13 protein-coding genes and 1 pseudogene are annotated in these 13,370 nt (G+C 61.6%); 7 read left to right on the top strand and 7 right to left on the bottom strand.

Features of this window, described 5'->3' with window-relative positions; genetic code table 11:
- Positions 1-113: 113 nt before the first annotated feature.
- The 3 genes and pseudogenes from AC07V9_RS15585 to AC07V9_RS15575 form a co-directional block, all read right to left on the bottom strand.
- Positions 114-727: pseudogene (locus AC07V9_RS15585) on the bottom strand (3'-5' exonuclease).
- 39 nt (positions 728-766) lie between these two features.
- On the bottom strand, positions 767-1,246 hold the full coding sequence (locus AC07V9_RS15580; RefSeq protein WP_495016564.1) for an NYN domain-containing protein: 480 nt from the start codon (positions 1,244-1,246) through the stop codon (positions 767-769).
- 284 nt (positions 1,247-1,530) lie between these two features.
- Positions 1,531-2,328, bottom strand: coding sequence for a DUF2076 domain-containing protein (locus AC07V9_RS15575; protein WP_495016563.1), 798 nt, complete (start codon positions 2,326-2,328; stop codon positions 1,531-1,533).
- Positions 2,329-2,518: 190 nt separating this feature from the next.
- On the opposite strand from AC07V9_RS15575, the gene AC07V9_RS15570 reads away from it, so the two are divergent.
- The gene (locus tag AC07V9_RS15570) at positions 2,519-3,181 is read left to right on the top strand and encodes a YciC family protein (protein WP_495016562.1); all 663 of its coding nucleotides are present in this window, start codon (positions 2,519-2,521) and stop codon (positions 3,179-3,181) included.
- Positions 3,182-3,190: 9 nt separating this feature from the next.
- On the top strand, positions 3,191-4,282 hold the full coding sequence (locus AC07V9_RS15565) for an endonuclease/exonuclease/phosphatase family protein (protein WP_495016561.1): 1,092 nt from the start codon (positions 3,191-3,193) through the stop codon (positions 4,280-4,282).
- A 140-nt stretch (positions 4,283-4,422) separates the two neighbouring features.
- Here AC07V9_RS15565 and hrpB read toward each other — a convergent pair whose 3' ends face one another.
- On the bottom strand, positions 4,423-6,954 hold the full coding sequence (hrpB, locus tag AC07V9_RS15560) for an ATP-dependent helicase HrpB (RefSeq protein WP_495016560.1): 2,532 nt from the start codon (positions 6,952-6,954) through the stop codon (positions 4,423-4,425).
- 143 nt (positions 6,955-7,097) lie between these two features.
- Here hrpB and pmcY point away from each other — a divergent pair, with 143 nt between their 5' ends.
- Both pmcY and AC07V9_RS15550 read left to right on the top strand, forming a co-directional pair.
- Positions 7,098-7,523: a periplasmic Zn2+ metallochaperone PmcY gene (gene pmcY, locus AC07V9_RS15555; protein WP_495016559.1), complete on the top strand. Its 426-nt coding sequence runs from the start codon at positions 7,098-7,100 to the stop codon at positions 7,521-7,523.
- Positions 7,524-7,554: 31 nt separating this feature from the next.
- Positions 7,555-8,460, top strand: a complete 906-nt coding sequence (locus tag AC07V9_RS15550) for a cation diffusion facilitator family transporter (protein ID WP_495016558.1) — start codon at positions 7,555-7,557, stop codon at positions 8,458-8,460.
- Positions 8,461-8,614: 154 nt separating this feature from the next.
- Here the strand turns inward: AC07V9_RS15550 and AC07V9_RS15545 are convergent, their stop codons facing one another.
- Positions 8,615-9,406, bottom strand: coding sequence for a DUF6515 family protein (locus AC07V9_RS15545; protein WP_495016557.1), 792 nt, complete (start codon positions 9,404-9,406; stop codon positions 8,615-8,617).
- Between AC07V9_RS15545 and AC07V9_RS15540 the strand changes: the two genes are divergently transcribed.
- The 3 genes from AC07V9_RS15540 (at position 9,371) to AC07V9_RS15530 (ending at position 10,995) form a co-directional block, all read left to right on the top strand.
- Positions 9,371-9,859: a hypothetical protein gene (locus tag AC07V9_RS15540; RefSeq protein ID WP_495016556.1), complete on the top strand. Its 489-nt coding sequence runs from the start codon at positions 9,371-9,373 to the stop codon at positions 9,857-9,859. The two genes, AC07V9_RS15545 and AC07V9_RS15540, sit on opposite strands and share 36 nt — an antisense overlap.
- A gap of 400 nt (positions 9,860-10,259) precedes the next feature.
- Positions 10,260-10,739 carry an Lrp/AsnC family transcriptional regulator gene (locus AC07V9_RS15535; RefSeq protein ID WP_495016555.1) on the top strand — a complete coding sequence of 160 codons (480 nt, stop codon included), beginning with the start codon at positions 10,260-10,262 and terminating at the stop codon, positions 10,737-10,739.
- Between the two features lie 49 nt (positions 10,740-10,788).
- On the top strand, positions 10,789-10,995 hold the full coding sequence (locus AC07V9_RS15530; protein WP_495016554.1) for a DUF2788 domain-containing protein: 207 nt from the start codon (positions 10,789-10,791) through the stop codon (positions 10,993-10,995).
- 158 nt (positions 10,996-11,153) lie between these two features.
- Here AC07V9_RS15530 and AC07V9_RS15525 read toward each other — a convergent pair whose 3' ends face one another.
- Positions 11,154-11,786: a pseudouridine synthase gene (locus tag AC07V9_RS15525; RefSeq protein ID WP_495016553.1), complete on the bottom strand. Its 633-nt coding sequence runs from the start codon at positions 11,784-11,786 to the stop codon at positions 11,154-11,156.
- Positions 11,787-11,849: 63 nt separating this feature from the next.
- Entirely contained in the window at positions 11,850-13,322 is a 1,473-nt protein-coding gene (gene amn, locus AC07V9_RS15520) for an AMP nucleosidase (protein WP_495016552.1), read from the bottom strand.
- Between the last annotated feature and the right edge of the window lie 48 nt (positions 13,323-13,370).

The following is a 13,370-nucleotide window of genomic DNA, read 5'->3' as shown; positions in this document are numbered from 1 at the left end:
ATCAGGATCTGTGATTTTTATGGGGATCCAGTGTAGAGAAGATGCGATGACAGGTTCAGTAACAACCGGGGTTTATTCGACCCGTACACTTTTGCAGGTCAAACCCGGATTCATCACAGACCGCGATGCTCGTTGATCGCTTCAGCGAGTTTCTTGGCCGGGACCTTTTGCAATGTGCACAGCAACTGATGGGAAACTCCGGCAATGCCATGGGTGTTGCGCAGTTCATGGCTCAGGTGCGCAGTAAGGTTGGCGGCCATCTCGGCGTCGGCCATGGCCCGGTGAGCCTTGCCGGTATGGGGCAAACCCGCCCAGGAGGTCAGCGTGCCAAGCTTGTGGTTGGGCGCGCCGGGCAGCAAGCGTCGGGCCAGCAACATCGAGCAGGCAAAGCTTTGCTCGCGGTTGCGTTTGATGCGCGACAGCTCGTAATCCCAGAACTTCTGGTCGAACGACGCGTTGTGCGCGACCAGCGGGGTCAGGCCGACGAACTCGCAGACTTCGTTCATCACCCGCTAGCCGGGGGTGCGGTGCGCAGCATGGCGTTGCTGATGCCGGTCAGCGACTCGATGAAGGACGGAATGCGCACGCCCGCGTTCATCAGGCTCTGATAACGCTCGACGATCACGCCCTGTTCCATGATCACCACGGCGATCTCGGTCGCCCGGCAACTGCTGTTGGGGGAAATGCCGGTGGTTTCGAAGTCGATGACGGCGATGCGTTCTTGCATTGGAATGAAAACCTTAGTGAAGCGGTAGGAGTCGGAACGTTAACTCTTTAGCAGCAACCCGCCCTCAATAGGCACGTAACGACTGGCCGCCCGAATCAGCGAGTTGGCGGTCAAGCCCGGCACGCCATACGCCACCGCTTCGACGCCGTGCTTGCTGATGATGCGCTCGAGCAGCAGATCGAAATCCCCATCCCCGGAGGCCAGCACCACCTCATCGACATTGGGCGCAACGTCCATGATGTCGATGGTGATGCCCACGTCCCAGTCACCTTTGGCCGAGCCATCGCTGCGCTGGATGTAGGGTTTGAGTTTGACGGTGAAACCGAGGTTGCGAAGGATCTGCTGGAATTGCTGCTGCTTGCTGTCGCCACGGTCGATGGCATAGGCGTACGCTTCGACGATCTGCCCGCGCTTGCTGATGTCCGCCCACAGCGCGGCATAGTTGAAGTGGCAGCCATGGGCTTGACGCACGGTGTAATACAAATTCTGTACGTCGGCGAACACCGCAATTCTTCTCACCCGAACTCCTTGATGCGCTGACAAGCGGCAAGGGCCCGAACGTCGGACCGGCGCTCAGTATGCCAGTTTGGGGAGGGGATTGAAGGGCTGTGTGTCTGCACACCGGCTCGGAGTGAACGCTCCATTGGCAATCACACAACACTGTGGGAGCGAATTCATTCGCGAGACGCCGGTACAGCCGACGGATATCCATCGAATGTACTGGCCAATCGCGAATGAATTCGCTCCCACAGGAAACCACATGCGGCCGGCCAGGCAGGCCGCATGCATTCATGAATCAGCGATCAGACGTACGAATCGTCATCATCGCCGCCAAAGAAACCACCGCTGTCATCGCTGCCGTAGTCGGTATCGGCCAAACCACCGGAGTCGTTGCCCCAGTTGTCGTTGCTGGTCACGCGCTGCTGGTCGTCGCCCCACCCACTGCCGCCGCCATTGCCCAAATCGCTGTCGCTGGCAGGCTGCGCCGGTTGCTGCTCGATGATCTCGACGATCTCCTGGGGCTGGCTGTTGTGGTGGAACAGGCTGCTGATGCCTTCAGCCAGCATCACGCCACCGGCTACACCGGCTGCGGTTCTCAGCGCGCCGCCCAGGAAGCCGCTGCCCAACGGTGCAGCGGGCGCCTGTTGCTGCGGCTGGCCATAGTTGCCTTGTGGCGGGTTGTACGGCGGTGGGCTGGCAGGGCCGTCACGCCAGCCGCCAGCTGACGAAGGAGGCGGGCTGGAAGGACGCGAAAAGGACGATGCGGGCTGTTGTGGTTGCGAATCACGGGAGCCGCCGCCAAAGATGCTCGACAGGAAGCCGCCGCTCTGGGCCGGAGCCGGCTGAGCCTTGACCCGCGCCAACTCGGCCTGCAGCTGTTGGATCTGCTCGTCGCGCTGACGGTTCTGGGCCTCCATCTGCTTGAGCGCGACCTCTTGGACCAGAATCGCCTGGGCCATGTAATAAGGCGCGGCGGGCTGGCGTGTCAGGTGCTCCTTGATCAGCGCCTCGGCCTGAGCGTCTCGGGGGGCCGAATCGGTTTCTGCTTGCTTGAGTTTGGTAAACAAGCCATCGATCAGGGTTTGCTCTTCGGTGTTCATGGCGACCTCGTTAGATTGCCGTAGGAATGCTGTGACTGACGAAGTGTCAGACACAATCAGTAATGGGGCGTTTCGAGGGCATTTCAACAGGATGTAGAAAAAGTTAAGAACCCCCGAAGCGGTCCAGCCGATTGGCCCGTTCACCCGCTCTACGTTAAAGTGTCGGCCTGCTTTTGCCTGTGACCCTTTCATGAATCCGCTGACGATCATTCAAGACTCGCTGTACTTCTTCCGGCGCCACTTCGCCAGCATTCTTACACTGTGCCTGCCGCTGGTGATCCTCGAGGCCTTGACCAAGCAAATGCTGGCCAGCGCGGTCGGTCCGAACGGCTCGGCGAGCTGGCAGCTACTGATCGGCCTGCTGTTTTACCCTTTATATACCGGCGCGTTGATCCTCTTCCTCGACGCCAAGACCCGCGGCGAAGCGCCCAGCAAACGCGACCTGCTCGCTGCGACCCTGCGCCTGTGGCCGACCTTCGCAGTGCTCACGGCCTTGAGCACACTGCTGATCATGGCGGGACTGTCGCTGTTCATCGTCCCCGGCGTGTGGGTGATGATCAAGCTGGTGTTCTCCGAGTACCTGTTGGTGCTGCGCGGTCTGGGGCCGCTCGATGCGATGCGCGAGAGTTTCAAGATGACGCGCGGCCATCTGGTGCGGATCCTCGCTTGCGTGCTGTTCGTCTACATTCCGCTCTCAATCCTGGAAGGCCTGAGCTTTTATGTATTGCCCGACCAGCAGAGCCCGCTATTGGCGCTGGCCGTGGACAGTATTTCCAGCTTTTTGCAGCTGTTTATCAGCGTCGTGATGTTCCGTCTGTTCATATTGATCGACGAGCCCCCGCGACCGGCCTGAGGAGCGCCGATGCAACGTTTGACGCGTTTTGTCGTTGCACTCGCGCTGCTGACCGCCCTGGCGGCGGGGCTGCTGTATGACATCACCTGGCATCCGGCCCGGCACGAGCAGATGCCGGTCAGCTGCAACGCCAAGGACGCCGCGCCTCCCATGCTCGTGCCGGGCCAGGCGGTCAAAGTCATGACCTGGAACATTCAATACCTGGCCGGCAAGCGCTACGTGTTCTGGTACGACATGGCCGACGGCAGCGGCCCGGACGAGCGCCCCACCCCCGAAGACATTGCCTATAACCTCGACGAAGTGGCGCGGGTGATTCGCGACGAACAGCCGGACATCGTGTTGTTGCAGGAAGTCGACGACGGCGCCAAGCGCACCGACTATGCCAACCAACTGGCGCTGCTGCAGGAACGCGTCACCGATCTGTACCCGTGCAGCACCGAAGCGTTCTACTGGAAATCGGACTTCGTGCCCAACCCGCACATCTTCGGCAGCGTGGGCACCAAGCTCGCCACCCTCAGCCGCTACCGGCTGGAAAAGGCCGAACGCCTGCAACTGCCCTCGCCCAGCGGTAGCCTGATCGGCCGCGCATTCGAGCCACACCATGCGCTACTGGTGAGCTACCTGCCCGTGAACGACGGCGGTCAGCTGGCAGTGGTCAACACCCATCTGGGCGACTTCCCTCCGGGCGACGACGCCTTGCAGCGTCAAGTGACGGCAGCCGCTGAACTGCTGGATGGCTTCGATAAAAGCGGCACACCCTGGATCAGTGGCGGCGACTTCAACCTGCTGCCTCAAGGGCAGTACTCACGGCTGCCTGCCGAACAGCGTGAACGCTACGCACCGGAAAGCGAACTTCACCTGTTATGGGACAAATACCCGATGATCCCCAGCAACGAAGCGATCAACGGTGAGGATCGTCGCACCTGGTACACGCGTTTTCCCAACGACCCACGGGTAAACGGCCCGGATCGTACGCAGGATTACCTGTTCTACTGCCCGGCGTTGAAGCGGGTCGATGGGCAGGTTCGACAGGGGGATACGCTGCTGATCTCCGATCACTTGCCGGTGATTGGCCGGTTCTTGCTGCCTGCCCAAGAGTAAAACCCAACGCAGCTCAAACCTGTGGGAGCGAATTTATTCGCGACGTCGGTAGGGTCGCCCCATTAGTGTCGGATGTACTGCCGCCTCGCGAATGAATTCGCTCCCACAGTTTTGATCATCGCCGGCCCCGGAGTCGGCGCTCATTTACGAGGCTTGGCTCGTGCGGTCGGTTCTGCAATCAGGGGGTCGTCAGGCCAGTAATGTTTGGGGTAACGCCCCTTCAGATCCTTCTTCACCTCGGCATAGGTGCTGCGCCAGAAGTTGGCCAGATCCTGCGTCACCTGCACCGGTCGACGCGCCGGAGACAGCAAATGCAGTTTGACGATCTGCCGACCGCCCGCGATGCGTGGCGTGTCGGACAGCCCGAACAATTCCTGCAACCGCACCGCCAGAATCGGCGGGTACTCGCTGTAATCCAGCCGCACCGATGACCCCGACGGCACACTCAGATGATGAGGCGCCTGCTCGTCCAGGCGCTGGGGCAGAGGCCAGGGCAGCAAGTTGTGCAGGATCGACGACAGATCCAGATTGCCGAAATGGCTCAGCCGCGTGACTTTGCCCAGATACGGCAGCAGCCACTGTTCCAGCTTCGCCAGCAAGGCATCGTTGCTGACGTCCGGCCATTCGCTGCTGTCCTGCTTGTGCAAATCCAGCTGACGCAACAGTGCCACGCGCGCCTGCCACTGACGCAGCTCCGGCGTCCACGGCAGCAGCTCCAGACCTTTGCGTCGCACCAGCGCCAGCAACGCCTGACCTCGGGCAGCATCATCCAGCCCGGTCAGAGGCTCGCGGCTGATGATCAGCTCGCCGGCCTTGCGCTGGCGTTCGGCGCGAAACACGCCTTCGCGCTCGTCCCAGTCCAGTTGGTCGAACTGCACGACCTGCTCGGCGAGCACGGAGTCGAACAGCGCCGGATCGAACTCGGCGGCGAGATAAATGCGCTCCTCACGCTGCCCCTGACGGCTGCCCAGATCCGCGACCACCAGCCACGGCTCCTTCATCAGTGCGTCTGGCTCGGCAAACAGTGCGGCACGTCCATTGGCCAGCCGGTACTCAGCGCCACCCGCCTTGCGTTGCTGCGCGACGCGGTCGGGATAGGCCAAGGCCAGCAAGGCGCCGAGCCAGCGAGGGTGATCAGGATCGGCAACCGCCTGCTTGGGCGCCCCCTTCAAATAGCCACGATATTGCCGCGCCAGTTGCTTGGCTCGCTGCACCCCGCCTTGAGCAGAGCGCCCGGCCCGTTCGGTGCCTGCCAACAACGTCAAACGGCTGTGCAAATCGGCGCCCGCGCCACGCAGAATGTCGCGCTCGCCGAGCAGTGCAGCGACATCACAGGCCAGCGCGCCGAGGCCCAGTTCCTGTCCGCGCAACAGCAGATGGGCGATGCGCGGATGGGCCGGCACTTCGGCCATCTTCTGGCCGTGGGCTGAAAGCTTCCAGTCTTCGCCCGGCTCGCGATTCAACGCGCCGAGACGCCCAAGCAAATCCTGCGCCTGGGCATAAGCAGCGGCGGGCGGCAGGTCCAGCCACGCCAATTGCGCAGGCTCAACGCCCCAGCGCGCCAGCTGCAAGGCAAGGCCTGCGAGGTCCGCCTGAAGGATTTCCGCCGCGCCATAGGCGGCCAGCTGATCGTGTTGCGTTTCGGACCACAGGCGATAACACACCCCCGGCTCCAGACGCCCTGCCCGACCGGCACGCTGAGTGGCGCTGGCGCGGGAGATGCGCTGCGTGTCGAGGCGTGTCATGCCGCTGCCCGGATCGAAACGCGGTACGCGCGCCAGTCCTGCATCGACCACGACGCGCACGCCGTCGATGGTCAGGCTGGTCTCGGCAATGTTGGTCGCCAGCACCACTTTGCGCGTGCCCTTGGGCGCAGGCTCGATGGCGGCACGCTGAGCACTCAGGTCGAGCTCGCCATGCAGCGGGCACAGCATCACATCGCGGCGCTCGCTCAACGCGTCGGCCAGTTGCTGGTTGACCCGACGAATCTCCGCCTGCCCCGGCAGAAACACCAGAAGACTGCCGGTCTCGTTGCCTAAAGCGTCGAGCACGGTCTGCACCACCCGCGGCTCGATGAATTCTCCCGGCTGAAACGGGCGGCCCCAATGCATAGCCACCGGGAACATGCGCCCTTCACTGCTGATCACTGGCGCGTCGTCCAGCAGACTCGACAGCCGCTCGCCCTCCAGCGTCGCCGACATCAAGAGGATTTTCAGCGGCTGCTCATCACGAAACAGCGCCCGGCCATTGAGGCTCAGAGCCAAGGCCAGGTCGGCATCCAGACTTCGCTCATGGTATTCGTCGAAGATGAGCAGCCCGACGCCTTCCAGCGAAGGGTCTTCCTGCAGGCGGCGCGTGAGAATGCCCTCGGTCACCACTTCAATCCGCGTGCGGGGGCCGACCTTGCTGTCCAGGCGGATTCGGTAACCCACTGTCTCCCCGACCTTCTCGCCCAACTCCGACGCCAAGCGCTCGGCCGCAGCACGCGCCGCCAGACGCCGAGGCTCAAGCATCAGAATCGTCTGCCCCGCCAGCCACGGCTCCTGCAACAGTGCCAGCGGCACACGGGTCGTCTTGCCCGCCCCGGGGGGCGCTTCAAGCACCGCTTCATTACGATCGACAAGGGCCTGGCGCAAGGCAGGCAGGACGGCATCAATGGGCAGAGAAATCATGGGGGCTCCAAAACAGGCTGCCGATTATACGGGGCGGCGGCCAACCTTTGTTTCCCCCAACGCAGAACCCTCTCACTCACTGGATAGTCTTATTGATTAGACATTTGCCTTGTATAGTTGCGACTTCCTCTGAGGAGATCTTCATGCGTATTCATTCCCGTTTGATTGGCGGTGCCCTGGTTGTAACCCTGCTGGCTCAACTGACAGCCTGCGGCAGCATCTTCTACCCTGATCGTCGTGGTCAGATTCAAGGCAGCGGGCGGATGGACCCGGCGATTGTGGTACTGGACGCCATTGGCCTGCTGTTTTACATCATCCCTGGCGTGATCGCCTTCGGCGTCGACTTCGCCACGGGTGCGATCTACCTGCCTGAAGGCAAGCAGGCGCAGATCGATCCACAGAAACTGCAACCGGCTGTGCGTACCGATGGCTCGGTCGACAACAGCAAACTGCAAGCCATCATCCAGACCGAGCTGGGCCGTAGCCTGCCGCTGGATGACCCGCGCCTGATTCAACACCAAGGCAGCGTGGAGCAACTGGCATCGCTGGGGCTGGTCCCGTCGGCCTGATGTTTTCGATGTTTTGCCTGAAGGAAGCGCCATGAGCAGCAGCCCTGAACACGCCCGGTTATTGCGTTTGGCGACGCGCGCATCGCTGGCCGTCGCCAGTATCCTGATCGTTGCCAAGGCCGTGGCCTGGTGGCTGAGCGGTTCGGTCAGCCTGCTGGCGGGTCTGACCGACTCGCTGCTCGATGGCGCGGCGTCGTTCCTTAATCTGCTGGCGGTGCATTACGCGCTGCGCCCGGCCGATGAGGATCACCGCTACGGTCACGGCAAGGCCGAGGCGTTGTCAGGGATGGCGCAGTCGCTGTTCATCGCGGTGAGTGCGTTTCTGATCGGTTTTCAGGCCATCGAGCGCATTCAGCACCCACAGCCGCTGAGTGCGCCGGGGCTGGGCATGCTGGTGATGGTGCTGTCGATCGCCCTGACCGTCGCGCTGCTGATGCTGCAGAACAAAGTCGTGAAGGAAACCGGCTCGGCAGCGATTCGCGCCGACTCGCTGCATTATCGCTCCGACCTGCTGCTGAACATCAGCATCATGGTCGCGCTGGGGCTGGCGTACGTTGGCTATGACCAGCTGGATGCGTATTTCGGTCTGGCTATCGCGTTCTATATTCTGTGGAGCGCGATTTCCATTGCTCGCGAAACCGTGTCGGTGCTGATGGATACCGAGCTGGAACCAGGAGTCAGCTCGCGCATGCTGGAGCTGGCGCAAGGGGTGCCCGGCGTGCTTGGTGCCCATGACCTGCGCACGCGCATTTCAGGCAATCATTGGTTCGTGCAGTTACATCTGGAATTGCCCGGCGCGCTGACCCTGTTGGTCGCGCACGATCTGTGCGAGCAGGTCGAACGGGCGATCATTGCTGAATTTCCCAAAGCCGAAGTGCTGGTGCACGCCGACCCTCAGGAAGTGGTGAACCGGGCGGGTAGCCCGGTTTTGAACTGAGGCTGCAAATCACCTGATGCCAAACCGGTGATGTTCTCTGTGGGAGCGAATTCATTCGCGAGAGGCATGTTCAGCCGACGCATCTTTGTCGCCTGACGCATTTTTCGCGAATGAATTCGCTCCCACAGGTGAGCATCACCGGTCCTTAAAGCCTTCACTGCTGCACGCTGTAGCCACGACTCGCATAACACCCCGCCATGGCCTGACGGAAGACACCGACCACTTCCGGCGCGGGCTGATAGGTCGCGGCCGCGGGGTCGAAATTGCTCTGCTGAACAGCGTAGCGGTAGCAGTCGTAGCGGTCTTGATCGATCTGCTGCTGGGTCTGGCCGTTGGCCGGGTAAGCAATGACGTCGTACGGATTGGACGCCTGCGCCGGTTGCTCTGGGCTGTACACCGGCTCAACCCCCTGAGGCGGTTCGGCCACGATGTATTCCTGAGTACTCTGCTCATAGGTGTAGTACGTGCCAGCGGCGAGGAAGAACAGCGCGCTGCCCAGCCAGACTTGCTGCGCGTAGTCCGGCAGGTACCGCACGCGAACCCCACGTGGCGGCGCAACCACCACATAGCGCGGGCCTTGCGGGCGATACCAGTAGCCGCCTGAGTAGAAGTAGTCACTGCCGTGGTAGGGCACTCGGGAATAACCACCGGGAATCCGGTCTATCTCGTAACCGGGGCGATAACGCGGACCGCCACCCCAGCCGTCGCCATGCCCACGCCCATCAGGCCGACCGTTGTAGCCGGGGCGATTGTCGCCATTGCGCCATGGGTTGTTGGGCTGATCACGGTAGAAACCCTGACGGGGTTGCTGCGTTTGCACGGCGGTGTCCGGACGGCTCTGGATCGGCAGGCTGCCTTGGCGATCCTGCAACTGACGCTGTTGCAGCTGTTGCTGCTGTTGGCGTTGCTGTTGTTGAAGCTGTTCCTGACGCTGCTGTTGTTGCATCTGCTGTTGCGCCTGATTCTGGCGCTCGCGGTCCTGTTGCTGGCGCTGCTGATCGAAGCGCTGCTGTTGATTTTGCTGGATCTGCCGCTGCTGGTTCAGCTGCTCCTGCTGGCGCTGTTGCTGATATTGCTGTTGTTGCTGCTGGCGTTGTTGCTGCTGTTGTTGCTGTTGCTCGCGTTGGCGATCTTCATTGAAGCTGCGTTGCTCGCGCTGGCGATCTTCATTGAACGTGCGTTGCTGATTCTGTTGCTGCTGACGCTGCTGCTCGAAGCCACGTTGCTGCTGGCGCTGCTCGTTACGCTGCTGCTGCTGCTGTTGTTGTTGATTGTTATCGTCGGCCAACACCTGAGCACTGATGCTCAAGGCCAAAAGACTGACACCTGCCAAACGCCAGATGCGCGTGTTCATGCTTTCCTCACTGCGGCGCGGATACCTGATGATAGGACTGCGTAATGGGGGCGCCGTTCGCCGCACTCTAACAGCGAGCCTGATGATCCGCACCCTTGGAAAATCATCTGCGTGCCTGAATCGCGGGCATAAAAAAAGAGGGCTCGTCAGCCCTCTCTTGGAGACTTCGTCCTGGCTCGGCGCTTTTGACGCCGGCTCACCTCGCATCGTCTTCTGGACAGTGCGTAGCCCGGTGGCCTGGTCAACCCTGTCGGATTGGAGGCCGCGGCTGGCCTGATTCGGCGGGCCGCGCTGGACGCTATGTCCGGGCAGTGATTCTGGTTTAAAGCATAGGCTTGGGCAGGCGACACAGGATTGCGAATGTTGCTGATGAAAACACCACTTGCGCAATTTTTCCCTTCGGATGAATAATTCGGCGCAATCGATCGAATAAAAGGAGCCCGACGTGAGCAAGCTCGATAGGTATGACCTGAGTATCCTGGCTGAACTGCAGCGCGATGCGCGTATTTCCAATCAGGAACTGGCCGAGCGCATCGGATTGTCGCCTTCTCCCTGCTCGCGACGGGTCAAACAGCTTGAAGACGACGGCTACATCGTGCGTCAGGTGGCGCTGCTCGATCGCAAGAAGCTGGGCCTGAGCCTGACCGCCTATGTGCTGATCGGCATGGACCGTCACACCCCCGACCGTTTCGAAAACTTCGAACAGCAGATCCGCAGCCTGCCGCAGGTGCTTGAGTGCAGCCTGGTCACGGGTGTCGACGCCGACTACCAGCTCAAGGTCGTGGTGCCGGACATGGACCACTATCAGAAATTCCTGCTGGGCCACCTGACCCGTATCGACGGGGTTACCAGCGTACGTTCGAGCTTCGTGCTCAATCAGGTGCTGGCCAGCACCGAACTGCCGCTGGTTCACCTGCGCAGTTGATCGGCTGTCAGCGTTCTATACTCGCAAACCCGCCCGACTGGAGATGACCATGGAACCCGAACTGTTCGAAGAATGGATGATGACCATTCTGGTGACCGTGCTGATCGGTTTCATGGGGTTCATTGTCTGGGACCTGGCGAAGAAGTCCAAGGCCGGGCGGTTGGGCACGATGATTCTGTTTGGGGTGCTGGGGCTGGGCGTACTGGCGTTCGTGATCAAGAGCGTGGTGATTGCTTATATCGAGCAGCATAAGTGATTTGCAGTCGACGCTGCCCACCCTGTGGGAGCGAATTCATTCGCGAAAATCGCCCATTCAATGGAGATGTGTCGTCTGCACCGCCCCCTCCCGAATGAATTCGCTCCCACAGTGAATACGCGCTCGCCGTTAGCGTCACGGACCAGCCATGCACGCGCCTACAACTTCGCTGGCACTTCCCGCCACTGCCCCTGATCCAACCCTTCGATACTCCAGTCGCCAATTCGCACCCGCACCAGCCGCAACGTCGGCAATCCTACTGCCGCCGTCATCCTGCGTACCTGACGATTGCGTCCTTCCTTGATGATCAGCTCCAGCCAGCTCGTCGGTACGCTTTTGCGAAAACGCACCGGCGGGTTGCGCGGCCACAGCTGGGGCTCATCGAGCTGCCGGGCCTGGGCGGGCAAGGTCGGGCCGTCGTTCAGCTCAACGCCATCGCGCAGTTTTTGCAGCTGCTCCTCGTTCGGCTCGCCTTCCACTTGCACCCAATACGTCTTGGCCAGCTTGTGTTTCGGGTCGGCGATACGCGCCTGTAACTGCCCATCGTTGGTCAGTAGGAGCAAGCCTTCGCTGTCGCGGTCCAGTCGACCGGCGGGGTAAATGCCGGGAATCTCGATGAAATCCTTGAGCGTCTGGCGCCCTTCTCCGTCGCTGAATTGGGTCAGGACGTCGAACGGTTTGTTGAACAGGATCAACCGGGGCTCGGCCGGCGGGGCCTTGACGACGCGACGAGGTGCGCCGGAAGCATTCGGCGCAGGGCGGCGGGAAACGGGACGTTGATTACGGGGCATGACCACTCAAAGCGCGAAAACAGAAAGGGCCACTTTAGTGGCCCTTTTGCTAAACGCCTAGCCTCAGCGGAACGGCGGCTCGTCGAAACTGCGCAGTTTGCGCGAGTGCAGCGAGTTGAGCTGAGTGCGCATGAGGTCCAGCGCGGCGATGCCGATCTTCAAATGCTGGGTCACGGCGCGCTCGTAAAAGGCGTTGGCCGAGCCTGGCAGTTTGATCTCGCTGTGCAGCGGTTTGTCCGACACACAGAGCAGCGTCCCGTACGGCACGCGCAGGCGATACCCCTGAGCTGCGATGGTGCCGCTTTCCATGTCCACGGCCACAGCGCGGGACAGGTTGATCAGCGGACGCTCCTGAGCCCAGCGCAGCTCCCAGTTACGGTCGTCATAGGTCAGCACGGTGCCGGTGCGCAGGCGTTTTTTCAGATCGTCGCCACGCTCGCCGGTGACTTGCGCAGCGGATTCCTGCAGCGCCAGTTGCACCTCGGCCAGGGCCGGAATCGGGATGTTCGGCGGCAGCACGCGGTCAAGAATGCCGTCGCGGCGCATGTAGGCGTGAGCCAGCACATAGTCGCCGATGGTCTGGGACTGACGCAGGCCGCCGCAGTGGCCGATCATCAGCCAGCAATGCGGACGCAGCACGGCCAAGTGGTCGGTGATGTTCTTGGCGTTGGAGGGGCCGACGCCGATGTTGACTAGGGTCACGCCGTGACCGTCTTCGGCGATCAGGTGATAGGCCGGCATCTGATAGCGGTGCCAGACCACGCTGGAGACGATGGCCTGGGCCTCGCCGTGATCCATGTTCTTGTCGACGACCACGTTACCCGGCAGGACCATCTTCACGAAGCGCGGATCGTCGCGCAGTTTTTCCAGGCCATGGACGATGAACTGGTCGACATAGCGGTGGTAGTTGGTCAGCAAAATCCACGGCTGTACATGGCGCCAGTCGCTGCCGGTGTAGTGCACCAGACGACGCAGCGAGAAGTCCACGCGGGCGGCGTCGAACAGCGCCAGCGGCAACGGGTCGGTGTTGGCCCAGTCGTACAGGCCATCGGCGATACCGTCGGTGGCGGCAGACAGGTCGGTGCTCGGGAACACACGGGCCAGGGTCGCTGCGGTCACGCCGGTACCGGCGAGCTCATCGCCCTGCTCTACCACGTAGGGATACGGAATGTTCTGCTCGCTGACGCCCACTTCGACCGTGACGGTGAAGTCGTTCATCAACGGCACGAGCTGTTCGATCAGGTATTTGCGAAAGGCCGCCGGGTGGGTGACGGTGACGCTGTAGGTGCCTGGCAGTTGAACCTTGGCGTAGGCGCGAGTGGTCAGCGGTACTTCGCCATGGCAATGGTAGGTCAGGCGTAATTCGGGGTAGCGGAACAGCAGACGCTCGGCGGCGTCAGGTTCGATGCGGTCTTTGAGGTAACGCTTGAGCGCCTGGCTCAGGGCGCTGGTCGCACGACCGTGCAATTCGGCAAGCCGGTCCACAGCTTGCTCGGCGGTTTTTACGACAATGAAAGCTTCAGTCACGATGCGCATCCTTCTGATCTTGCAAGGCTCCATCTTGCCTGCAACGGCGGGGGAAGG

The organism is Pseudomonas sp. GW821-FHT02A11 (assembly GCF_059421985.1).
This window is presented reverse-complemented; position numbering and strand designations above follow the sequence as displayed.